This window comes from uncultured Ralstonia sp., assembly GCA_913056305.1.
In the GTDB taxonomy this organism is placed as follows: domain Bacteria; phylum Pseudomonadota; class Gammaproteobacteria; order Burkholderiales; family Burkholderiaceae; genus Ralstonia.
In genome coordinates this window covers 1-22,305 of record CAJXMR010000065.1, presented here as the reverse complement: position 1 = coordinate 22,305, position 22,305 = coordinate 1, and the positions used below count along the sequence as shown (strand labels likewise).

Below are 22,305 nucleotides of genomic sequence, written 5' to 3'. Positions count from 1 at the left end.
CTTACTTTCTTTGGCAAGACAAAGAAAGTGAGTCAGCCCCGGCAGGGGATGAAACGGGGGTGGACCACCAAGGCCAGAAAACCCCAAAAAAAGCTACTCGATCTTCAAAGCCTCAAACGCCGGATTCCCCTCCGGATAAGCAGGCTTCATCCCCTCAAACACCCGCAACAAAATCTCCGCCACCATCAAATTCCGATGCGACTTGGAATCCGCAGGAATCACATACCACGGCGCCTCGGGCGTGGCCGTGGCATTGATCGCCGCCTCATAGGCCTGCATGTAGTCACCCCAGAACTTCCGTTCCTCGATGTCCGCAGGATCAAACTTCCAGTGCTTGTGCGGATCGTCGATACGCTCTTGCAGCCGCGCGCGCTGTTCGTCCTTGGAGATGTGCAGGAAGCATTTGACGATGGTCGTACCGGTATCGCAGAGCATCTGCTCGAACGCGTTGATATGCCCATAGCGGCGCTTGCATTCGGCGGCGTCGATGTCGCCGTGCACGCGCGTGATCAGCACGTCTTCGTAGTGGCTGCGGTTGAAGATGACGATCTCGCCGCGTGCGGGCGTCTGGGCGTGCACGCGCCAGAGGTAGTCGTGCGCCAGCTCCTGCGGCGTCGGCGCCTTGAAGCCAACCACCCGCAAGCCCAGCGGGTCCATCGCGCGGAACACGCCACGCACGGTGCCGTCCTTGCCGGAGGTGTCCATGCCCTGCAGGATCACCAGCACCTTGCGCCGGTGCTCGGCGTAGAGCACGTCCTGCAGCGCGTCGAGCTTGGCGGCGATCTCCGCCAGCCGCGCCGTGTCCTCCGCCTTGCTGCCGGTGGAGAACGGCTTGGCGGCAGCCTCCGCCTTGTCGATCTTGAACTTGGTGCTGCCGTCGAAACGCCAGTCGTCCATCAGGGTCTTGCCGTTCGATGCCACGAAAGCCTCCTTGTTGTTGTGCTGACGGCTGCGCGGGGGGCCGCGCATCAGGGCGCGCGTCAGTGGGCGGCGGTCAGCTTCAGTGCGTCCAGGTCCAGCGTGCCTTCGAAGACGGTGGTGGCGGGGCCGGTCATCATGACCGGCTCGCCCTCGCCGGCCCAGGCGATAGTCAGGTCACCGCCATGCGTGGCCACCTTCACGGGCGAATCGATCAGGCCGCGCCGGATGCCGGCCACCACGGCCGCGCAGGCGCCGGTGCCGCAGGCGAGCGTCTCGCCTGCGCCGCGCTCGTACACGCGCAGGCGCATGGAGTGGCGATCAACGATCTGCATGAAACCGGCATTCACGCGGCGCGGGAACACGGCATGCGATTCGATCAGCGGGCCGTCTTCCAGCACGGGGAAAACCTCGGTGTCGTCCACCACCTGCACCGCGTGCGGGTTACCCATCGACACGGTGGAGATCCACTCGGTGCGGCCGTTGATCTGCAGGCCGTGCAGCGTGTCGCGGCCTTCGGCGCGCGTGGGCAGGCCGTCGGGCAGGAAGGGCAGGCGCGCGGCCTCGAACACGGGCGCGCCCATATCGACGGTCACCTGGCCGTCCGGCTGCAGGGTCAGCGTGGCGATGCCGTTCATGACCTCGACGCGCACGGTGCGCTTGGTCGTCAGGCCGCGGTCGGTGACGAACTTGACGAAGCAGCGCGCGCCGTTGCCGCAGTGCTCCACCTCGCCGCCATCGTGGTTGAAGATGCGATAGCGGAAATCGACATCGGGCCGCGTCGAGCGCTCGACCAGCAGCAGCTGGTCTGCGCCCACGCCAAAGTGGCGATCGGCGATGGCGCGCCACTGCTCGGGCGTGAAGTCGATCGGGGTCTGGATGCCGTCGAGCACGACAAAGTCGTTGCCCGCGCCGTGCATCTTGGTGAAGTGCAGTTTCACGGTGGCAAGCCGCACGGTGGCGGCGTCAGGAACTCGGAAAGCGCTCATTGTAGAGCGAGCCGTCCGCGCCCGCCTCAGCGCGTCAATAGATGCCCGGCACGCCTTCGGGCCGATGCTTGAAGCGCTTGTGCACCCAGTAGTACTCGGTGATGCGCGGGCGGATCGCGTCTTCAAAGAAGGCGTTGATGCGGCGCGTGTCGGCGGTCAGGTCAGCGGTCGGGTAGTTGTCCCACGCGGGCAGGATGCGCAGCGCGTAGCCCTGGTAGTCGGGCAGGATCTCGGTGTACATCGGCACGACCTTGGCGCCGGTGAGCGACGCCATGCGCGGGATGGCGTTGAGCGTGAGCGCCGGCACGCCGAAGAACGGCACGAACTCCGCGTCGCGCTCGCCGAAGTCCATGTCGGAGATCAGCTGCAGCGCCTCGCCGCGCTTGATGGTGCGCATGATCTGGCGGATGTTCTCGTTGCGCGACACCATGGTCGCGCCAAAGCGGCTGCGCAGCCCCTTGATGGCCTCGTCCAGCGCCGGGTTGGCCATGCGCGTGTAGAGCGAGCAGCCGCCGTTGCCGGTGTGCTCGCGCAGGTAGTCGGTCAGCGCCAGCGCGCCGATCTCCACGCCCGACAGGTGCAGCGTGACGAGGATGTGCGGCTGGCCGTGCATCGCCGGCAGGTTGGCCTGGTCGTCGATCTTGACCACGCGCATGAGCCGCTTCTCCGACGCGAACCATGCGAACGAGCGTTCGGCAAAGCTGCGGAACACCTTGCGGAAGACCTCGTGCGCGATGGCCTCGCGCTCGGCGTCGGATTTGTCAGGGAAGCAGGCCTTGAGGTTGGCCAGCACCACGCGGCGGCGGCCGTTGGGGATGCGGTAGAGCAGCCCGCCCAGCCCCTCGCCAAAGCGGGCGACGAAACCATACGGGAAGAAGGACAGCAGCCACAGGAAGCCGAGTCCGAGTTTGGCGGAAAAACGTTCCATAAGAGAAGGGTCAGGCCTCAACCGAGGACGGTTGTGCCGGTTCGGGCGCGTCCACGCCCTTGGGGCGCTTGTAACGGTTGTAGCCCCAGAGATATTGGGTCGGCGCCAGGGCAATCAATTGTTCGATTTCGGCATTGAGGCGGGTCGCCGCTTCCGTCACATCCTCAGGTAGATCCCCAATCACACGCAGGTGGAGGCGATACCCCTTGCCGCGCGGCAGGCGCTCGCTGAACACCACCGCCACAGGGGCGCCGGTCAGCCGATGCAGGCGGTGCACCAGCGTCATCGTGTAGGCTGGTTTGCCGAAGAACGGCGCCCACACGCCCTCGCCGGCGGTGGGGGCCTGGTCGGGCAGGATGCCGACCGCCTCGCCGCGCTTGAGTGCGCGCACCACCATGCGCACGCCGCGCGCATCGGCCGGCGCCATGGCCATGTTCGGCCGCGTACGCATGCGCTCGATCCAGGCGCGCAGGCTTTCCTGGTGCGGTGGCTTGAACATCGACGTGACCGGCAGGCGGCGCGCGTAGGCCTGCGGCAGGATCTCGAAGCAGCCCAGGTGCGGTGTCATGAAGAGCACACCGCGCCCGCCTGCGAGCAACTGCTCGACAGTCGGCCAGCACTCGTCGAGGAAATCGGGCGTGATGTCCGGCCCGTTCTTGCGCATCCAGAAGTACGGCATCTCGAACACCATGCGGCCGGCAGATCGCCCAGCCTCCTTGAGCATGGCGGGCGTGACGTCCGGATAGGCGTGCTGGAAGTTGGCGATCAGGCGGTCGTGATAACGACCCGGCACTCGCGCCGCCAGCGCGCCCAGCCAGCCGCCCAGCGCCTGCAGCCACGACAGGGGCCAGCGTGAAAACAGCCAGAACAGGAAGGTCATGCTTGGGTGCGCGGAAGTGTTGGTCGCGTGAGACAGGGCAGTAGGGTCATGAACTGCCGTCCGGCAAGACCCCGAGGTGCCGCGTATAATATCGCGATTCGCCGAGTTAACTGACAACTTGCGGGGCGAATCCTTGTCCGGCCACAAACCTGGGCAAGGTTGCTAAATACCGCTAAAGCGTCGCCGGCCGTGGCACAAACGGATTGGCAACGTGATAGCCAATCTGGAGCTAACAGCCGTGTCAAACGACTTCCTCTTCACCTCGGAGTCGGTCTCCGAGGGCCATCCCGACAAGGTCGCCGACCAGATTTCCGACGCCATCCTCGATGCCATCCTGGCCGAGGACAAATATGCGCGCGTCGCAGCAGAAACGCTGTGCAACACCGGTCTGGTGGTGCTGGCGGGTGAGATCACCACGTCGGCCAACGTCGACTACATCCACGTTGCGCGCGAGACCATCAAGCGCATCGGCTACGACAACACCGAGTACGGCATCGACTACAAGGGTTGCGCGGTGCTGGTCGCCTACGACAAGCAATCGCCCGACATCGCCCAGGGCGTCGACCGCGCATCGGACGACTACCTGAACCAGGGCGCCGGCGACCAGGGCCTGATGTTCGGCTACGCGTGCGACGAGACGCCCGAGCTGATGCCCTTCCCGATCTACTACGCACACCGCCTGGTCGAGCGCCAGTCGCAGCTGCGCCGCGACGGCCGCCTGCCCTGGCTGCGTCCGGACGCCAAGTCGCAGGTGACAGTGCGCTATGTGGATGGCAAGCCGCACAGCGTGGACACCGTGGTGCTCTCCACGCAGCACGCGCCGGACATCTCGCAAGAGGCCATCCGCGAGGCTGTGATCGAAGAGATCATCAAGCCGGTGCTGCCCTCGCACATGCTGGCCGACACCAAGTACCTGGTGAACCCGACCGGCCGCTTTGTCATCGGCGGCCCGCAGGGCGACTGCGGCCTGACCGGCCGCAAGATCATCGTCGACACGTACGGCGGCGCAGCCCCGCACGGCGGCGGTGCGTTCTCGGGCAAGGACCCGTCCAAGGTCGACCGCTCGGCCGCCTACGCTGCGCGCTACGTGGCCAAGAACGTGGTGGCCGCCGGCCTGGCGCGTCAGTGCCAGGTGCAGGTGAGCTACGCGATTGGCGTGGCGCGCCCGATCAACATCACGGTGTACACGGAAGGCACCGGCGTGATCCCGGACGAGCAGATCGCCAAGCTCGTGCAGGAGCACTTCGACCTGCGCCCGAAGGGCATCGTGCAGATGCTGGACCTGCTGCGCCCGATCTACGGCAAGACCGCCGCCTACGGCCACTTCGGCCGCGAAGAGCCGGAGTTCAGCTGGGAAGCCACCGACAAGGCCGCCCTGCTGCGTGAAGCCGCCGGCCTGGCTGGCGAGCCGGTCAAGGCCTTCGCCTGAGCGCGCTTGATGCAAAAGAGAAACCGCCCCTCGGGGCGGTTTTTTTATTGTGCATGCGCGCGATGCCACGCTCACGGCATCTTGCTGATGATCGCCTCCATCTCATCTGCGGAAAACGCCCGCAGCGTCTGCGAGCGGACATTGCCGGCCATGCCCAGCGTCAGCCCGAAGGCCGTCATGTCGGCGTCGTCCGGCCCCTCGAAAATCACCGCGAGGTCGTACTGACCCAGCGTCCAGTAGATCTCCTTCATGTTGATGCCGGCCGCCTTGGCCAGCTCGCGGGCTGCGGCCGCCCGCTTGGTGGTGTCTTTCACGTTGCGGATGCCCTGGTCGGTGAAGTTGAGCAGGGCGAGGAACGTTGCCATGGTGCGTCTCCTGATCGGCGAAAGTGCGAGGCGGGATGCGAGGGGGATCAGGCGCGCCGCCGAAACGCGCAAGAAACGATCTGCTGCAATGAACGCGCCATGCGAGGCTGCGCTTGGCGCTGGAGACAAGGAGGCAGGCCGGGCGCCTCGGTTCGCCGAAAAGGGTTTCAGGCGTGATACACCTGGACGTGGGCGTGCCGATTCCGCAATTCCGGTCAGGCGCGCCTGTGTCACGCGCGATACCGTATCGCCACCCAGGAGCCCACCGTTGACCACTGCCACTGACCGCTACCTCACCCGCTTCCGCGCCGTGCTCGCCTACATCGATGCACACGTGGACGAGGCAATCGACGTGGACCAGTTGGCGGCCGTGGCGGCGTTCTCGAAGTACCACTTCCACCGCCAGTTCACGCTGCTGTTCGGCATGAGCGTTGGGCGCTACGTGCAGTTGCTGCGCATCAAGCGCGCCGCGCACCAGCTCGCCTACCGCGACGCTGCGCGCATCACCGACATTGCGCTGGCATGCGGGTATGCGGGACCGGAAGCCTTTGCGCGTGCGTTCCGCAAACAGGCGGGGCAATCGCCATCGGCTTTTCGCACGGCGCCGCAATGGGAGCCCTGGGCCGCCGATCACCACGCGCTACGCGCCCTCAGGAGCCAGCACATGCCCGCCCAACCACACATCCAAACCGTCGAAATCGTTGAACGCGAAGACGTGCCCGTCGCCGCCATCGAGCACCGCGGCAGCCCGGCCCGCCTGGGCGAGACAATCCGCACCTTCATCGCCTGGCGCCGCGAGCACCGCCTGCCGCCTGCCGCCGGCCGTCTCCGCCACCTATAACCTCGTCTACGACAACCCCGACGACGTGCCGCCCGAAGCCTTCCGCATGGACATCTGCGCGGCCACGCCCGGGCCTGTCGCACCCATTGCGCCCAACGCGGCGGGCGTGACGGCCAAGACCATTGCCGGCGGGCGCTACGCGGTGCTGCGGCATGTCGGCTCGAACGACACGCTCGACCAGACCGTCGCCCACCTGTACGCAGAGTGGCTGCCCGCCAGTGGCGAGGAACCGCGCGACGTGCCGCTGGTGTTCCAGCGCGTGCGCTTCTATCCGGATGTGCCGGAGCACGAGGCGGTGACGGACGTGCTGCTGCCGCTGCGCTAGGAGAGCCCCCCCCCCCGGCATTTGTGTCACAACATGATAAAATTCGCGCCGCAGCCTGGGGCCACCCGGGCGCCATTCCAATCAAGGTGAGGCCTGTTCCGGGCGATCGCCGTCGCCCCCGCAGCCCATCGTGTCCCGCCTTGCCGTCCTGCGCTGGTTCGCCAGCTTCGTGCCTGCCCCCGTCACCGTCCGCTGGACCGAGCGTGTGCGCTCGGCGGTGGGCGCGCTGCTCGGCATCCTCTTCACCGGCGTGACGATGCGCTTCGTGCCGGACACCCTGGCCGCGCACATCCCCCTGCTGGTCGCGCCGATGGGCGCCTCGGCGGTGCTGCTGTTTGCGGTGCCGGCCAGTCCGCTGGCGCAGCCGTGGTCGATCCTCGGCGGCAACCTGGTGGCGGCCACCGTGGGGGTCACGTGCGCGCTGCTCGTCGATGATCCGGTGGTCGCCTCCGCGCTGGCGGTGTCGATCGCGATCGGCGGCATGTTCGCGCTGCGCTGCGTGCACCCGCCCTCGGGTGCGGTGGCACTCACCGCCGTGATCGGCGGGCCGGCGGTGCATGCGCTGGGGTATCGCTTCGTGCTGGAGCCGATCCTGATCCAGTCGGTGCTGCTGCTGGCGGGGGCGCTGGTGTACCACGCCGCCACCGGCCACCGCTATCCGCACGCGCACCGTCTGCCCGCCGCCGAGCGCGCCCCGACCACCGCCGGCTTCACCCGCGCCGACATCGTCGCCGCGCTGCGCCGCCAGAGCGAGCTGCTCGACATCGACCCCGAAGACATCGAGGCCGTGCTGCGCGAGATGCAGCTGCAGGCTTACACCCGCACCTTCCAGGCGCTCACCTGCGCCGACGTGATGTCGCAGCCGGTCATCACCGCGACCGAGGGGACCACGGTGCCGCATGCGCTGCGCCTACTGGAGCGGCACCACATCAAGGCCCTGCCCGTGATCGACGACGACCGCCGCGTGGTCGGCATCGTCACGCGCGCCGACCTGCTCGGCCTCACGCCGCGCGAGCTGGGCCACTCGCTGCGCCACTGGTTCGGCATCGGCGCCATGACCCCACCGCGCGTGGCCACGCAGATGCACCGGCGCGTGCGCACCATCGCCGCCGCCGCGCCCATGTCGGAACTGGTGCCGATGTTCGCCAGCGCCGGGCACCACCACATTCCGGTGCTCGATGCCGACGGCCGGCTGGCCGGCATCATCACCGAATCGGACCTGGTGGGCGGGCTGTACCGCCAGGCCACCATCGGGCCGTCGCACGCGGCCTGAGTGCAGCGCCTCCTCCCTGCTTACTCGATCGGCGTCTCGCGGAACACATCGAGCTGCTCGGCCGCGGCGGCAAATGCCGCCAGGCGCGGGTAGTCCTTGGCCGGCACGCGCTCGGGCACCGTCAGCTGGATGAAGCCCCACGCCACGGCGAGGGTCAGGTCGGCCTGGGTCAGCGCGCCGGCATCGGCGGGCAGATGGCCGGTTGGGAGTTCGGCCTCCAGCGCGTCGACGGCGGCACGCAGCTGGCCGTGCACGCGGTCGACCCACGGCGCGTGCGTCTTCTCGGCCGGGCGCAGGTTGAATTCATAGACGATCTGCGCGGCTTTCTCGCACGCCGCCAGCGCCAGGCCGATACCGCGCAGCGCGCGCGTGCGGGCCGGCAACGCGGCGGGCATCAGGCTGCGGCCGGCCAGCGCCTGGGCGTAGTCGATGATCAGCGTCGAATCCATCAGCACGGTGCCGTCGTCGCACACCAGCGTGGGCGCCTTCACCACCGGGTTACTCTCGCGGAAGGTGTCGAAGTGGCGGAAGACGGACACCGACGCGTGCTCGAACGGCAGGCCGAGCAGCTTGAACGAAATGGCGGCGCGGCGCACGTAGGGCGAATCGAGCATGCCGATCAGCTTCATTGCATCTCCTGGGCAAGGGTTGGGAACGCCACTTATGATAGGCAGCCGCGCCCGCGCACTGAAAGCGGTTTTGCCGCCCAATCGGGCCGGTTGGCCGATGACTCATCGGTTTTCCCACAGGAGCCATGCATGGAGCTGGATAAGAAAGACTGGCTGATCCTCGAAGCGCTGCAGACCGACGCGCGCCAGAGCCTGGCGGCACTGGGCAAGCGTATCGGCCTGTCGCAACCGGCCATGAGCGAGCGCGTGCGCAAGCTCGAAGACGCCGGCGTGATCGAGGGCTACGGCGCGCGCGTCAACCTGCGCAGCGTCGGGATCGGGCTGCAAGCCATCATCCACGTCGCGACCACGCACACGCACATCCGCAAGTACATCAAGCTGTTCGAGGAGATGCCCGAAGTGCTGGAGGCCAGCCGCGTGACGGGGGAGCACTGCTTCATCGTCCGCTGCGCGATCGCCGAGCCGAGCGACCTGGAGCGCGTGGTGGACAGCCTGGCGGCGCATGGTTCGGTCAAGACCTCGCTGGTGCTGTCGAACCCGGTCAACAAGGCGACGACGATCCGCACGGTGAAGATGCCGGGGCGATAAGAACAACACCAACACCTCCAAACACACATGAACGACCGCTTCATCTTTCTGCAAGGTCCACCCCAAACCAAGGCCGTCAAATGGCGCGGGTATGGGGCACTGTTGTCGACCATGGCCCTGGCGTCCACCGGCTTTTGGGCGCAGGACGGTTGCTATGTGACCACGCAGGTTTCCCGCCTCCCGCTCGCCCTGATCGGGGCACTGGTCGTGGGCGCGGTTGTCTCGGTCCTGACCAAGGACCTGCGCCAGAAAGGGGACCCCATGGGCGTTCCCATGCCCCTGACCTTCCTGGTCACTGGTGCGATCGGTTTCGCACTGACGTGGAGCTGGCTGACCGCACTTCCCCGCTTCACCAGCACTGGCGTGCGCACCTATGAAACCGCCTACGTCCTCACGCAAGGCGGAAGCCGTTGCCCATACGGCGCCCAGTTTTCTGCCGGACCAGAAATTGCTGCGGACATCACCGGCTGCGGTCACGCCTGGGGGATTCCGGCACAAGCCGGGCGGGGCCGCGTGCGTGTGACGGAGAAGCTCAGCCCGTACGGCATCCAGATCCTGAATGTCGAGTACGTTCCCGACACACCATGAACTAGCGCGGCACCTTGCCCGAACGCTGTCACAAACCCCACACCCGCCACGTCTAGGAAGGACGCCCATTCATTCCTGACCGCCATGCCAGCCTCCTCGCCCACCGCCGCATCGACTGACGCCACCTTCGACGCCCTGCGCCCGCGCCTGTTCGCCATCGCCTACCGCATGCTCGGCACCCGCGCCGATGCGGAAGACGTGCTGCAGGATGCCTGGCTGCGCTGGCACCAGACCGACCCGACTGCCCTGCAATCCGCTGAAGCGTGGCTCGTGACGGTGGTGACGCGTCTGTCGATCGACCGCCTGCGCGCGGCCAAGACCGAGCGCGAGGCCTACATCGGCTGGTGGCTGCCCGAGCCGCTGGTGGAGCTGGACGAACGCACGCCAGAGGCCGCCGCCGAGCTGGCTGGCGATCTGTCGGTCGCGCTGCTGTGGGTGCTCGAGCGGCTCTCACCGGAGGAGCGCGCGGCCTTCCTGCTGCGGCAGGTGTTCGACCACGACTACGCGGAGATCGCCGGGCTGCTCGGCAAGACCGAGGCCGCCTGCCGGCAGATGGTGCACCGCGCCGCCGACCGCGTGCAGCAGGAGCGCCCGCGCTTTGACGTCTCGCAAGACGCGCACCGCAGCCTGCTGCAGAAGTTCATGGAGGCCGCGCGCACCGGCCAGCAAGACGCCATCCGCGCGCTGCTGGCCGACGACGTGCAGCTGGTGGGCGACGGCGGCGGCAAGGTGCCGGCGTTCCTGCACATCGTGCGCGATCCGGACCAGGTCACCCAGATCTACGCGGTGCTCGCGCTGCGCATGGGCGCCGACGTCCAGTACCGGCACGCACGCGTCAACGGCGAGCCCGGCCTGCTGCGCTATGTCGATGGCCGGCTCGAATCCGCGCAGTCGTTCGTCATCGAGGATGGGCGCATCGTCGCCATCTACGTGGTGCGCAATCCGGACAAGCTGGCGAACATTGCCCAGTAAATAAAAAAAAAATCGGCGGACCTGTCACAACGCCGATCGCCCACGCGTCTTGAGAGGATGGAGCGCCGCAAGGGGCGGCCTCCAACCCAACCCACGAGGCTCTCATGACGCACGCCATCCGCATTCCCCACTTCCAACTCGCGCCCAAGGCATTCCAGGGGCTGCTCGCCCTGTCCGACACGGTGCACAAGAGCCCGCTCGGCAAGCGGCTGATCGATCTGGTGCTGCTGCGCGTGTCGCAGATCAACGGCTGCGCCTTCTGCATCGACATGCACTGGCACGACCTGATCAAGCTGGGTGCAGACCCGCGCCACGTGAACGCCGTGGCCGGCTGGCGCGAAGCCCCGTTCTTCAGCGATCGCGAACGTGCCGCGCTGCGCTGGGCGGAACTCGTCACGAACATCCCGCACACCGACCCCAGCGACGAAGAATTCGCCCGCCTGCGCACGCAGTTCTCCGATGCGGAGATCGCCGACCTGAGCTACGTGATCGTCGTCATCAACAGCTGGAACCTGCTCAACGTCAGCCTGCGCAACCCCGTGCCCGAGCAAGCATAAGCGGCCTGCAGCCCGCGCAAACGCTGCCGCGGCGCCGCGCGCCGCACACGATAGGGCGTGTGGCCGAGGACTTCATGAATCAATTGGCCTATGTGGCGTGCGCAAGGCGGCTCCTATGCTTCCGAAGACAAAGAGGCGCAAGGAACGGGGGCCGCCATGACCGAGCAAATCCATGCCCGCAATGGGCGATCAGCAACGGCACGGCAGGACGCGACACTGCCGGATCCTTTGGGTTCGAGGGTTGTCGCGCACGCGCTACCTCGGCGCGGCATGGCGCTCGCACTAGCGGCCACGCTGTCGATCGGGCTGGCCGCCTGCGGCGGAGGCGGCGGCAACGATGCGGCCACGACGGCGCCACCGCCCAGCGCTTCGAACACACCCGCGCCAACGCCAGCGCCAACCCCCAGCCCCGCGCCATCGCCAGCACCCGCGCCGGCCCCTGCACCCACGTTCACAGTCGGGGGCATGGTCTCGGGCCTGGGCACCGGCTTGTCGGTCACGCTGCTGGACAACGGCAGCGATGCCGTCACCGTCAACGCCAACGGCAACTTCCACTTCCCGACCGCGCTTGCCAGTGGCGCGCCCTATGCCGCCACGGTCGGCACGCGGCCATCGGGCCAGCAGTGCACGATCACCAACGGCAGCGGCACGGTGGCCAGCGCCAGCGTGACCAACATTGCCGTGGCATGTTCTGCGCGGCCGCTCTTCGCCTATGCGGCCAACTCGAACGACAACACGGTCTCGGCCTACACGCTGGACCCGACCACCGGCGCGCCCACCCTCATCGGCACCCCGCTCGCGGTCGGCCACGGCCCGCTCTCGCTGGTGGGCGACAAGGCCGGCAAGTTCGTCTTCGTGGTCGACAGCAACGACAACTCCGTCACCACCCTGGCCATCAATTCGGAGACCGGCCTGCTGTCCGTCACCGGCACACCGGCGGCCACCGGCACGCAGCCGTTCAACATCGCACGCACACCGGCCAGTACCTTCGCGTACACGACCAACTTCAGCAGCAACAACCTATCGGCGTTCTCCATCAACGCGAGCACCGGCGCGCTCACGTCCGTCGGCACCATTGCGGCGGGCACCAACCCGTACACCATCGCCATCAACAAGGCCGGCACGTACGCCTACGTGGTGAACGCCGCCAACGGCGCCGGCACGCCAACGGCCATGGTCTACGCGATCAACAGCGCCACCGGCGCGCTCACGCCCGTGGGCAGCCCGGTCACCACCGGCACCTCGCCGTTCTACATCGCCGTCAACGCAGCCGGCACGCTGGCCTTCGTGGCCAACACGGGCGACAACACGGTGCAGCCGTACACGATCAACGCGACCACCGGTGCACTCACCGCCTCGGGCACGCCCATCGCCACCGGGGTCGGGCCGATCCCGATCGCCATCCATCCGTCTGGCAGCTTTGCATACGTGGGCAACACCTTCGACAACACGGTCGGCATCTACCGCATCAACGCGAGCACCGGCGCGCTGACGTTGGTCGCCACCATGGCCACGGGCAATGACCCGCTGGCGATCACGCTCAACGATGCGGGCACCGTCGCCTATATCGTCAACGGGGTCGACAGCACCGTCGCCGCCTACCGCGTGGACAGCAGCACCGGCCTGCTGACCGCCGTGTCGAGCGCGGCAACGGGTCTGCTGCCACGCGCGTTTGCCATCGTGGCGGTGCCCTGAGCCGAGCGGCCGCACGCACCCACTTGGCACCCACTCGGCAATGCATGACACGCCCCGCGCTTGCGGGGCGTTGTCATGTACGTGGGCGCACGGCCTGCGCCAACCTCACTGCCGAAAGCACGGCACAATGCGCAGGCAGCGCAAGCTGCTCCACAACGCGCGCGCCGCGCCCGACCACTCCCCATCACCGCACCATGACCACCCTGTCGCTCGACGATTTCCCGATGCAGACGGCCGACAAGCTCCGCTACGGAGACACCGACCGCCAAGGCCACGTCAACAACGCCGTGTTCGCCACCTTCCTGGAAAGCGGGCGGGTCGAGCTGATCTACAACGCCGACGACCCGCTGGCCGCGCCCGGCGCCGAGTTCGTCATCGCCCAGCTGGTGCTGGACTTCCGCAACGAGATCCACTGGCCCGGCACGGTGCAGATCGGCACGCGCGTGGCGTCCATTGGCCGCAGCTCGATCAAGCTCGACCAGGCCATCTTCCAGAACGGCCGCTGCGCCGCCACCGCGCAGACCGTGATCGTCCAGATCGACACGAGCACGCGGCAATCGAGCCCGCTGACCGACCGCACGCGCGAGCGCCTGGAAACGTTTACGGGCAACGCCGCGAGCACGAAGTGATGGCTGCGACGTGATGCGCGACGCGCGCATCACCGTCCGCGCGGATTTTTTTACATTCGCTGAACATTGGCCCGCGGCTTCGTGCCACCATGGCTCTCCCCCCTCAACTTGGAAGGAGAGCTGCTATGGGAATTCTGGAAGAAGCCGGCAAGATCGCAGGTGCGATCGCGGCTGTTGAAGCTGCCGAAAAACTCGACCCGGACGCAGGGCTGCTGACCAAGGGCATCGCGGCCGTGGCCGGCTTCAAGGGCGCGGGCGCGCTGGAAGGCATGCTGGAGAAGAAGGAAGAGGAAGCCAAGGAAGGCGAGCAGGCGGCTCCGGATGATGCGGCACCGCAGGCTTGATTAGCCTGGTTGGCTTGAGCGAGACCCCGCCTGATGGCGGGGTTTTGTTTTGGGGGGCAGTGATTGACGTTGCCCACTTGCCGACGATGGTCCAGCAACGGCTCACCTGAAACGCGAACCATCATTACGTGGCAGTTTTTGCGATACTCGCGAGCACGTTGCACTGCATACCCAACCCAGCTCACAAATGTCGAATTCACTCATTGAGCGCGCACGAAACCCTGACGAAACGATCGAGATCGGCTTGGGCCGTTGGCCGTTGGCTTTGCTAGTCATACCGTTGGCATATTCAATCTATGCGCTATGGCACCCCAGCACCTTCCTCCCGTTCTTTCACTGGTGGTGGTCGTCGGCACTTGTTCTGCTCGCCATTTTGATGTTGATCTTACGAAACGTGAGTTGGTCTCCTTTCTACCGAGGACCAACCGTCGTCATATCGCCCAATGAAGTTCGGGGCAGGGGAGGCATGGGGCACGCACCATGGCGAGTTTCACTGGAAGCCGTTGAACGTGCTGATTGGGGGCGCAACGGCCTTTTCGTCTACGTAAAGGGAATGAAGAGCTACGACGTTCCCTACATGCAGGTTGGTCCATTCAGTACCTCTGTGCGGACGGTGGCGCGCTGCATAAACGAGCGCCTCAGCAGCCGCACGGCAAAGCGCGCCCCCTATCAGACTTGACCTCAAAGCGCTGCACGCTCACGAAACCCGATATTTCGCTCGCTATAATCCCCACTGTCACCGCCTCGGCGGTGACCGGGTTTAGCAGCCCATTCACTCCTTCCTTTCCCCCAGACGGACAGCCGCCTCCGCGCGGCGTTTTTGTGTCCGGTGCTTGCGCACGTCTATGCTTTTCATGGCGGGCCGGGCGGTGAGACCGAAAGGTCTGCCGGTAAGCTGGGGTAGGGACCGGTCTGCTAACGCCGTCGTCAGGCCCGCCACCCTCGTTTAGCAGCGAGCGGCGAGCCTCCGTCAACCTACCCTCCGAGGCCACATGGCTACCGCATCAAGCGGGCATCGCCCCGCGTCATACCCTTCCCCACCACCCTCGCCGTGCCCCGCTCCCACGCAACCGGAAAGCGGCCGACCGACCAGTCGCCGCATCTACCTGGACGGCGCATTGGCAGCGCGAGCGTTTCTTTGCCGCAAGCGCACCGACATGCGTACGCACGGGCAATGCCGGCCGGGCTTGCTGCGCGAGCAGCTCACGCACTTCTCGGCGCATGCGTTTCCGCCGGCGTTCGTGAAGGGCTTTGTCGATGCCATTGACGCGTACGTATCGATGTCGCTCGGAGGGCGCGATGTCGATCCGCAGACGTGGGAAGTGCTGGCCGCCCTGGAGCGGCGGGTGGCCGAGGTATAACAACAATTGATTGACACATTCCCGAGACGGGCGGGGATGCCAGCAGATCAGCCAGAACCCGCGCGCCTAGCCGACGCGCACCGCGCCCGCTGATTCCGGTACGCGCCACTCCAGCGCCCGCCGCGGACGCTCCCGCATGAACCCCTCGCGAATGACCTGCGCCAGCGCCTGCGCCGCCGGGCTCGCGCCCTGCGCGGGCAGCAGCAGGCTGATGGCGAACATCGGCAGCTCCGGCAGCCCGGCCTCCGCGCCGAGGATATCCAGATCGGCCGGCACCGTGGGCGTGAGCCATGCGGTAATCGCCAGCCCCGTGCGCACGGTGGCGGTGGTGGCCTCGATGTTGCCGCTCTCGAACACGGTGCGCCATTCGATGCGCTGCTCGCCCAGCGCCTGCAGCACCTTGGCGCGGAACACGCAGGTCTCGTCCACCATCGACAGCGGCAGCGGGCGCTTCAGGTGCGCACTGCCGCCGCGCGCGCCCACCCACACCAGCCGCTCCATGCTCAGGCATTCGCCGGTGGCTTCATCGGCGGGGGCTTCGACCACGGCGACGTCCAGCTCGCCGCGCGCGATGCCTTCCGCCAGCTCGATCGACGTGCGGCACACGATGCTCAGCTCCACCGACGGGCACGCCTCGGCAAACGCCTTGAAGATCGGCGGGAAGGCGGTGCCGACCAGGTCGTACGGCACGCCCAGGCGCACGGGACCCTGCAACGGACGCGCGGCCATGTCAGCCCAGACTTCGTCGTTGAGGGCGAGCAGCCGCTTGGCGCGGGAGAGGAAGCGCTCGCCGGCGTGCGTGAGCAGTAGGCGGCGGCCGTCGCGCTCGAACAGGCGGCACTCGAAGGCGTCTTCGAGGCGCTTGATCTGCTGGCTGATGGCGCCCTGCGTGAGGTGCAGCGCGTTGGCCGCCACCGTCATGCTGGCGTTTTCCGCCACGGCGACGAAGGTGCGGACGAGGGTGATGTCGAGGTTCCTGGCCATCGAAGCATTCTAGGCGTTAATGCATTGCCGCCAAAACCTTACGGATGCTAATGGATATGCGCGGCGAATTTCTGCTCCGCAACATGCCGGCTCGCCCCAACTGGCGCCGTTTGCACCGTCATCGCGCCCGCCTGTGCTGCATACCATCGAACAGTGCCTCTAATGCCATCCACACCTGTGTTTGAAACATGGCGCGGCGCCTACGATGATGGGATCACAAGCGGCGGCCCGCCCGGCGGCGGCGCACGCCCAATAACAGCCCATCTGGAGACACCCCCATGGCGACGCCTGCGTCCACCGATTCGCTCACCTTCGACTACATCATCGTCGGCGCCGGCTCGGCCGGCTGCGCGCTTGCCAGCCGCCTGACCGAAGACCCGGACGTGACGGTCGCGCTCCTGGAGGCGGGCCCGCACGACCATCACTTCTCGGTGTGGGTGCCGGCCGGGTGCGCGGCGTCGCTGCCGTTCAAGAACCAGCGCAACTACGCCTACGAGACCGTCCCGCAACCGGGCCTGGGCGGGCGTCAGGGCTACCAGCCGCGCGGACGCGGCCTGGGCGGCAGCTCATCGCTCAACGCGATGATCTATATCCGCGGCACGCACCACGACTATGACCACTGGGCCTCGCTCGGCTGCACCGGCTGGAACTGGGACAACGTGCTGCCCTACTTCAAGCGCGCCGAATGCAACGAGCGCTTAGCCGGCCGCGATGATGATCCGCTGCACGGCGGCACCGGCCCGCTGCACGTGAGCGACCTGCGCACCGGCAACCCGTTCATCGGACGCTTTGTCGATGCCGCCGCCGCTGCCGGCTACCCGCGCAACCAAGATTTCAACGGCCCCGAGCAGGAAGGCGTGGGCGCGTACCAAGTCACGCAATACAACGGGGAGCGCTGGAACGCCGCGCGCGCTTACCTGCATGGCGGCGACAAATCCGACACCACCTTCAACCGGGGCCGCCGTGAGCTGACGGTACTGCCGGACACCCTGGCGCAGCGCATCGTCTTCGAAGGCAAGCGCGCGGTGGGCGTGACAGTGGATCGTGCCGGCCGCACCGAAACCTTGCGCGCGCGGCGCGAGGTGATCGTGTCGTCGGGGGCGTTCAACTCGCCGCAGTTGCTGCTGGCCTCGGGCGTGGGCCCGGCGGAGCAATTGCGCGCGCTCGGCATTCCGGTGGTGCAGGACCTGCCCGGCGTCGGCCAGAACCTGCAGGACCACCTCGACATCATCCTGCACAAGAAGCTGTTCAACCTGGATTTGATCGGCTACTCGCTGCGCGGCAGCGTGCGCATGCTGGGCGAGATCCTGCGCTACCGCCGCGAGCGGCGCGGCATGATCGCCACCAACTTTGCCGAGGCCGGCGGCTTCATCAAGAGCCGGTCGGACCTGGCCGAGCCCGACCTGCAGCTGCACTTCGTGGTCGCCATGGCCGACAACCACAACCGCACCTTCAACTACGGCCACGGCTATTCGTGCCACGTGTGCGTGCTGCGCCCGAAGAGCCGCGGCGAGGTGCGCCTGGCCAGCGCCGACATGCGCGACGCGCCCGTCATCGACCCGCGCTTCCTGTCCGATCCGTCCGACATGGCCGGCATGATCGCGGGCTTCCGCGCGGTGCGGCGCATCTTCGCGCAGCGCTCGCTGGCGGAGCTGGGCGGGCGCGAGCTGTATTCCGAAGGCCTGCGCGGCGACGGCTCGGATGACGAAGCCGTGCGCGCGCTGATCCGCAGCCATGCCGACACCATCTACCACCCGGTCGGCACCTGCAAGATGGGCGCAGCCGATGACGCGATGGCGGTGGTCGACCCCGAGCTGCGCGTGCGCGGCATCGAGGGCCTGCGCGTGATCGACGGCTCGGTCATGCCGACGCTGATCGGCGGCAACACCAACGCGCCGATCATCATGATCGCGGAGCGCGCGGCCGATTTGATCCGCCAGGGTGGGCGCACCACGCTCAACATGGTGAGCACGGCGCCCGCGCTGGCGGAGGTGCGCTAGCGCTTAGTTGCCGGCGCTGTCGGTCGGCGTGTTGAAGGAGTCCCGCAGCAGGTAGCTCATCGGCACTTCCAGGTTTGCGCCGTTGGGCGGGATCGGCTGCTGGAACCACTTCTTGTAGAGCTTCGGCACATCACCGTCGACGATCAGGCGCGTCATCGACTGGTCGATCAGCTTCTTGAACTCCACATCCTGCTTGCTGAGCATGATCGCGTACGACGTCACCAGTTGCGTCTTGCCGGCCAGCACGTAATCGGCCGGGTTCTTGGCGGTGGCGCGCATGCCCGAGAGCAGGATGTCGTCGCCCGCAAAGGCGTCCGCCTTGCCCGTGCTGAGCAGCGCGAACGCGCTCGCCAGGTTGTTGGTCTCGGTGATGTGCATGCCGAGCCCCGAGGCGTCGTTCAGCTTGTGCAGCAGCTCGGCATTGGTCGTGCCTCGCGTGACCGCCACCGTCTTGCCGCGCAGGTCTTCCCATTGCTGCGGGCCCGAGGCGGTCTTCACCAGCATGCGGCCCTTGGTGATGTAGTGCGGGATGGTGAAGGCCACCTTGTCGCGCCGCTCCGGCGAGTTGTTGGTCGAGCCGCATTCCAGGTCCGCTTTGCCCGTGGCGATGACGTCCACGCGGGTGGCGGCCGTCACCGGCACGTACTGCACCTTCAGGTCGGGGCGCTTGAGCGAGGTCCTGACCGACTCAACCAGCCGCGAGCAGATGTCGATCGCATAGCCGATCGGCCTGCCGCCATCGACATACGCGAAGGGGATGGAATCTTCACGGTAAGCCACGTGCACGGCACCGGAGTCGCGGATGCGATCCAGCGTCGGGGTAGCGGCAACCGCGTGGGAGACGGGAACAAAAACGGAAACAACGGCGGAAACGGCAAGCGTGGCCAGCCGCCACGTGCGCGCAGGGAACAGCATCGTCAAAGGTCCTAGGAGAGAGAGTTCGGGCTTATAGGAAACACCCGCCGCATCGCTGCCCTGACGACACGGCATGCCACGCAATCGTTTGCAAGAAAACGTCCATGCAAACGCGCGGAAATGGCTTCAGCGCGCCGCTGCTCCCGGAAATGCCAACCGTTGAACAATGTGACGCACCGTTTAGGTGCGCGCATTATGCGCCGATTGCGGGTATACCCTCAAGCTACCTGCGGGTAGGTCGTCAGGGTGGGATCGTGACCAGGGAACCCGCGCTAATCCGCGACCTTGTCGGTCGGGAACTTGAACGAATCGCGCAGCAGGAAACTCATCGGGATGTCGAGCTTGACCCCGTTGGGCGGGATCGGCTGCTGGAACCACTTCTTGTAGAGCCGCTCCGCGTCGCCGTCGAGGATCGTGCGCGACATCGCCAGGTCCACCGTCTTCTTGAACTCGGCGTCATCCTTGCTGAGCATGATCGCGTACGGCGCCACCGCCAGGTTGCTGCCGACCACGGCGTAGTCCGCCGGGCTGGGCGAGGTGGCGCGAAAGCCGTAGAGCAGCACGTCGTCCATGGCAAAGGCATCGGCGCGGCCGGCGGCCACCATGCCGAAGGCCTCGGCGTGGTCCTTGGCCTCGATCACGTTGATCTTCAGCACGCGCGCTTCGGCCATGGTGCGGATCTGCCCGCCATTGGTGCTGCCGCGCGTGGAAACGACGGTCTTGCCGTTCAGGTCTTCCCAGCGCGCGATGCCGGCGCTGGTCTTCACCAGCATGCGGCTGCTGGCGATGTAGTGCGGGATGGTGAAGGCCACCTGCTCGCGCCGCTCGCGCGTGTTGTTGGTGGAGCCGCATTCCAGGTCGGCACGGCCTTCCTTGATGGCGGCGATGCGCGTGGCGGGCGTCACCGCCACGTACTGCACCTTCAGGTCGGGCCGCTTGACCGCCGCCTTGATGGCGTCGACCACCCGCGCGCACAGGTCGATCGAATAGCCGACCGGCTTGCCGCCGCCATCGAGATAGGAGAACGGCACGGAGTTCTCCCGATACGCCAGCCGGACGGTGCCGGTGTCGCGAATGCGGTCCAGCACGGGCGTGCCGGATGCGGCCATGGCATCTGATACACACAACGCCAGGCCGACCGCGAGCAGTGCGCGGGTCGGATGCGGCATGGTGAAGTCCCCTCTTGGATTTTTGTTTTTGTGCCGGACACGGGCGTGCGGCTGGCGCACGCTACCGCAGCCGACCTTTCACCGGCCTTTCAGAACATTCACACCGGCCACGCGCGCTGCAGCACCGCGCCCAGCGCCTGCGCATGGCCGTCGAGCGTGCCGAACACGCGGCCGTGCTCGTGATGGAAGCGGCTGGCGATGAAGTGCTCGGCGTCGTCCGGGTGGGCATGGGCGACCATCAACGCGGCTTGCGCCGTCAGTGCCACGCCCTGCGCGATGCGCCGCGCGGCGGTTTCCTGCAGGTCGCCCGGCTGGTGCAGCAGGGCCTGCAATGCGGCCAGCTCGGCGCGCACGATGCGGTGGCTCTGCGCACGCTCGCCGATGTCATGCAGCAAGCGCGATACATCGTCCGGCGTGCGGCCGATGGCGCGCAGCACGTCCAGGCACATCACATTGCCCGAGCCTTCCCAGATCGAGTTGACCGGCGCCTCGCGGTACAGGCGCGCCATCGGGCCCGCTTCCACGTAGCCGTTGCCGCCCCAGACCTCCATCGCCTCGCCGGTGGCTTCGAGGGTGCGCTTGCAGACCCAGAACTTGGCGGCGGGCGTGACGATGCGCTTCCAGGCGGCAGCCACCGGGTCGGTTTCCGCGCGTTCGAAGGCGCTGCCCAGCTCCATCATCAACAGGGTTGCGGCCTGCGATTCGAGCGCGAGGTCGGCCAGCACGTTGCGCATCAGCGGCTGGTCGGCCAGCAAGCGGCCGAAGGCCATGCGGTGGCGCGCGTGGTGCAGCGCCTGCATCAGCGCATGGCGCAGCAGGCCCGCGCTGCCGATCACGCAATCGAGCCGCGTGTGCGTCGCCATCTCGATGATGGTCGGGATGCCGCGCCCTTCCTCGCCGATCAGGATGCCCTCGGCGCCGCGGAACTCCACTTCGGTGCTGGCGTTGGAGCGGTTGCCGAGCTTGTCCTTCAGGCGCTGGATCTGGATCGGGTTCTTGCTGCCGTCGTCACGAAAGCGCGGCACGAAGAAGCACGACAGCGGGCCGTCCTCCGCGCCCAGGCGCGCGACCACCAGGTGTGCGTCGCACATCGGCGCGGAGAAGAACCACTTGTGCCCGGTGATGGCGTAGGTGGCGCCGCGCCCCTCGCCGCCGTCCGTGCCACCTGAGGGCATGGCCACGGTGGTGTTGCTGCGCACGTCGGAGCCACCCTGCTTTTCGGTCATGCCCATGCCGATGAGGATGGCGGTTTTCTCACGCCAGGGCAGGTCGCGTGCGTCGTGCTCGCGGGCGTAGAGGCGCGGGGCGAGGTCGGCGAACAGCGCGGTCTCCTTTTGCAGCACGGGGATGCTGGCGAAGGTCATCGTTGCCGGGCATAGCGAGCCGGATTCGATCTGGGCCTGCAGGAAGTAGCCTGCTGTGCGGGCGGCCCAGGCGCCTGGGCGCGGCTCGGCGAAAGGCAGGGCTTGCAGGCACTGGCTGCGCATGAGGGTGAGCAGCGCGTGCCAGCTGCGGTCGAAGCGCACGCGGTCGATGCGCTCGCCGGTGCGGGTGTGGGTGTGGAGTTCGGGGAGGTACTGGTTGGCGTCGGCGGCCCACTGGAGTGTCTCGGGGGCGCCGAGTGCTTCGCCAAAGTTGGTGAGTGCTGCTGCGTGCCAGGTGCCGCCCAGGCGGACTAGCGCGGCTTGCAGAGTCGTATCCGAGGTGAAGGGGTTGAAGTGCGCGAGGTCGGGGACTTGATTGAAGACGCGGTGGGTTGAGGCTTCCGGGGACATGATGGGTCTCCATTGGCACTTGGTGATTCGGCCATGGTAGACCAATGGAGAAGGGGGAGTTGTTGGGGGGTTTCGGGCCTTGGTGGTCCACCCCTATTTCATCCCCTGCCGGGGCTGACTCACTTTCTTTGTCTTGCCAAAGAAAGTAAGC

21 protein-coding genes and 1 pseudogene are annotated in these 22,305 nt (G+C 67.0%); 12 read left to right on the top strand and 10 right to left on the bottom strand.

Annotated elements, in window-relative coordinates:
- Positions 1-93: 93 nt before the first annotated feature.
- The 4 genes from QZ609_RS12655 to QZ609_RS12640 form a co-directional block, all read right to left on the bottom strand.
- Complete coding sequence (locus QZ609_RS12655; RefSeq protein ID WP_295494999.1) at positions 94-921, bottom strand: polyphosphate kinase 2 family protein; 828 nt, start codon at positions 919-921, stop codon at positions 94-96.
- A gap of 59 nt (positions 922-980) precedes the next feature.
- Positions 981-1,859, bottom strand: a complete 879-nt coding sequence (dapF, locus tag QZ609_RS12650) for a diaminopimelate epimerase (RefSeq protein WP_295495005.1) — start codon at positions 1,857-1,859, stop codon at positions 981-983.
- Positions 1,860-1,941: 82 nt separating this feature from the next.
- Positions 1,942-2,835 carry a lipid A biosynthesis lauroyl acyltransferase gene (locus QZ609_RS12645; RefSeq protein ID WP_295494996.1) on the bottom strand — a complete coding sequence of 298 codons (894 nt, stop codon included), beginning with the start codon at positions 2,833-2,835 and terminating at the stop codon, positions 1,942-1,944.
- 10 nt (positions 2,836-2,845) lie between these two features.
- On the bottom strand, positions 2,846-3,715 hold the full coding sequence (locus tag QZ609_RS12640; RefSeq protein WP_295494993.1) for a lysophospholipid acyltransferase family protein: 870 nt from the start codon (positions 3,713-3,715) through the stop codon (positions 2,846-2,848).
- A 238-nt stretch (positions 3,716-3,953) separates the two neighbouring features.
- On the opposite strand from QZ609_RS12640, the gene metK reads away from it, so the two are divergent.
- The gene (gene metK, locus QZ609_RS12635; protein WP_295494990.1) at positions 3,954-5,144 is read left to right on the top strand and encodes a methionine adenosyltransferase; all 1,191 of its coding nucleotides are present in this window, start codon (positions 3,954-3,956) and stop codon (positions 5,142-5,144) included.
- A 71-nt stretch (positions 5,145-5,215) separates the two neighbouring features.
- Here the strand turns inward: metK and QZ609_RS12630 are convergent, their stop codons facing one another.
- Positions 5,216-5,509, bottom strand: a complete 294-nt coding sequence (locus QZ609_RS12630; protein ID WP_295494987.1) for a GYD domain-containing protein — start codon at positions 5,507-5,509, stop codon at positions 5,216-5,218.
- A gap of 268 nt (positions 5,510-5,777) precedes the next feature.
- On the opposite strand from QZ609_RS12630, the pseudogene QZ609_RS26775 reads away from it, so the two are divergent.
- Positions 5,778-6,675, top strand: a pseudogene (locus QZ609_RS26775) (AraC family transcriptional regulator).
- Positions 6,676-6,805: 130 nt separating this feature from the next.
- Complete coding sequence (locus tag QZ609_RS12615; RefSeq protein WP_295494979.1) at positions 6,806-7,948, top strand: HPP family protein; 1,143 nt, start codon at positions 6,806-6,808, stop codon at positions 7,946-7,948.
- Positions 7,949-7,968: 20 nt separating this feature from the next.
- Here the strand turns inward: QZ609_RS12615 and QZ609_RS12610 are convergent, their stop codons facing one another.
- Positions 7,969-8,577 carry a glutathione S-transferase gene (locus QZ609_RS12610; RefSeq protein WP_295494976.1) on the bottom strand — a complete coding sequence of 203 codons (609 nt, stop codon included), beginning with the start codon at positions 8,575-8,577 and terminating at the stop codon, positions 7,969-7,971.
- A gap of 129 nt (positions 8,578-8,706) precedes the next feature.
- On the opposite strand from QZ609_RS12610, the gene QZ609_RS12605 reads away from it, so the two are divergent.
- The 8 genes from QZ609_RS12605 to QZ609_RS12570 all read left to right on the top strand — a co-directional run bounded on the left by QZ609_RS12605 (position 8,707) and on the right by QZ609_RS12570 (position 15,311).
- Positions 8,707-9,165 carry an Lrp/AsnC family transcriptional regulator gene (locus QZ609_RS12605; RefSeq protein ID WP_295494973.1) on the top strand — a complete coding sequence of 153 codons (459 nt, stop codon included), beginning with the start codon at positions 8,707-8,709 and terminating at the stop codon, positions 9,163-9,165.
- A gap of 27 nt (positions 9,166-9,192) precedes the next feature.
- On the top strand, positions 9,193-9,753 hold the full coding sequence (locus tag QZ609_RS12600; RefSeq protein WP_295494971.1) for a hypothetical protein: 561 nt from the start codon (positions 9,193-9,195) through the stop codon (positions 9,751-9,753).
- A gap of 84 nt (positions 9,754-9,837) precedes the next feature.
- Complete coding sequence (locus QZ609_RS12595) at positions 9,838-10,725, top strand: RNA polymerase sigma-70 factor (protein ID WP_295494968.1); 888 nt, start codon at positions 9,838-9,840, stop codon at positions 10,723-10,725.
- A 104-nt stretch (positions 10,726-10,829) separates the two neighbouring features.
- Positions 10,830-11,282 carry a carboxymuconolactone decarboxylase family protein gene (locus QZ609_RS12590; RefSeq protein ID WP_295494966.1) on the top strand — a complete coding sequence of 151 codons (453 nt, stop codon included), beginning with the start codon at positions 10,830-10,832 and terminating at the stop codon, positions 11,280-11,282.
- A 270-nt stretch (positions 11,283-11,552) separates the two neighbouring features.
- The gene (locus tag QZ609_RS12585; protein WP_295494965.1) at positions 11,553-12,977 is read left to right on the top strand and encodes a beta-propeller fold lactonase family protein; all 1,425 of its coding nucleotides are present in this window, start codon (positions 11,553-11,555) and stop codon (positions 12,975-12,977) included.
- A gap of 194 nt (positions 12,978-13,171) precedes the next feature.
- Positions 13,172-13,606 (top strand): thioesterase family protein, encoded by a 435-nt coding sequence (locus QZ609_RS12580; protein WP_295494963.1) that lies wholly within the window; start codon positions 13,172-13,174, stop codon positions 13,604-13,606.
- A gap of 125 nt (positions 13,607-13,731) precedes the next feature.
- The gene (locus QZ609_RS12575) at positions 13,732-13,950 is read left to right on the top strand and encodes a hypothetical protein (RefSeq protein ID WP_295494960.1); all 219 of its coding nucleotides are present in this window, start codon (positions 13,732-13,734) and stop codon (positions 13,948-13,950) included.
- A gap of 992 nt (positions 13,951-14,942) precedes the next feature.
- Positions 14,943-15,311, top strand: coding sequence for a hypothetical protein (locus tag QZ609_RS12570; protein WP_295494957.1), 369 nt, complete (start codon positions 14,943-14,945; stop codon positions 15,309-15,311).
- Between the two features lie 66 nt (positions 15,312-15,377).
- On the opposite strand, the gene QZ609_RS12565 is transcribed toward QZ609_RS12570, so the two are convergent.
- Positions 15,378-16,295: a LysR substrate-binding domain-containing protein gene (locus tag QZ609_RS12565; protein ID WP_295494954.1), complete on the bottom strand. Its 918-nt coding sequence runs from the start codon at positions 16,293-16,295 to the stop codon at positions 15,378-15,380.
- Positions 16,296-16,573: 278 nt separating this feature from the next.
- On the opposite strand from QZ609_RS12565, the gene QZ609_RS12560 reads away from it, so the two are divergent.
- The gene (locus QZ609_RS12560) at positions 16,574-18,295 is read left to right on the top strand and encodes a GMC family oxidoreductase N-terminal domain-containing protein (RefSeq protein WP_295494951.1); all 1,722 of its coding nucleotides are present in this window, start codon (positions 16,574-16,576) and stop codon (positions 18,293-18,295) included.
- Between the two features lie 3 nt (positions 18,296-18,298).
- Here QZ609_RS12560 and QZ609_RS12555 read toward each other — a convergent pair whose 3' ends face one another.
- From QZ609_RS12555 to QZ609_RS12545, 3 genes are all read right to left on the bottom strand, one after another.
- Positions 18,299-19,210: an amino acid ABC transporter substrate-binding protein gene (locus QZ609_RS12555; RefSeq protein WP_295494949.1), complete on the bottom strand. Its 912-nt coding sequence runs from the start codon at positions 19,208-19,210 to the stop codon at positions 18,299-18,301.
- A 272-nt stretch (positions 19,211-19,482) separates the two neighbouring features.
- Positions 19,483-20,319 carry an amino acid ABC transporter substrate-binding protein gene (locus QZ609_RS12550; RefSeq protein ID WP_295495002.1) on the bottom strand — a complete coding sequence of 279 codons (837 nt, stop codon included), beginning with the start codon at positions 20,317-20,319 and terminating at the stop codon, positions 19,483-19,485.
- A gap of 158 nt (positions 20,320-20,477) precedes the next feature.
- Positions 20,478-22,154 carry an acyl-CoA dehydrogenase family protein gene (locus QZ609_RS12545; RefSeq protein ID WP_295494947.1) on the bottom strand — a complete coding sequence of 559 codons (1,677 nt, stop codon included), beginning with the start codon at positions 22,152-22,154 and terminating at the stop codon, positions 20,478-20,480.
- Between the last annotated feature and the right edge of the window lie 151 nt (positions 22,155-22,305).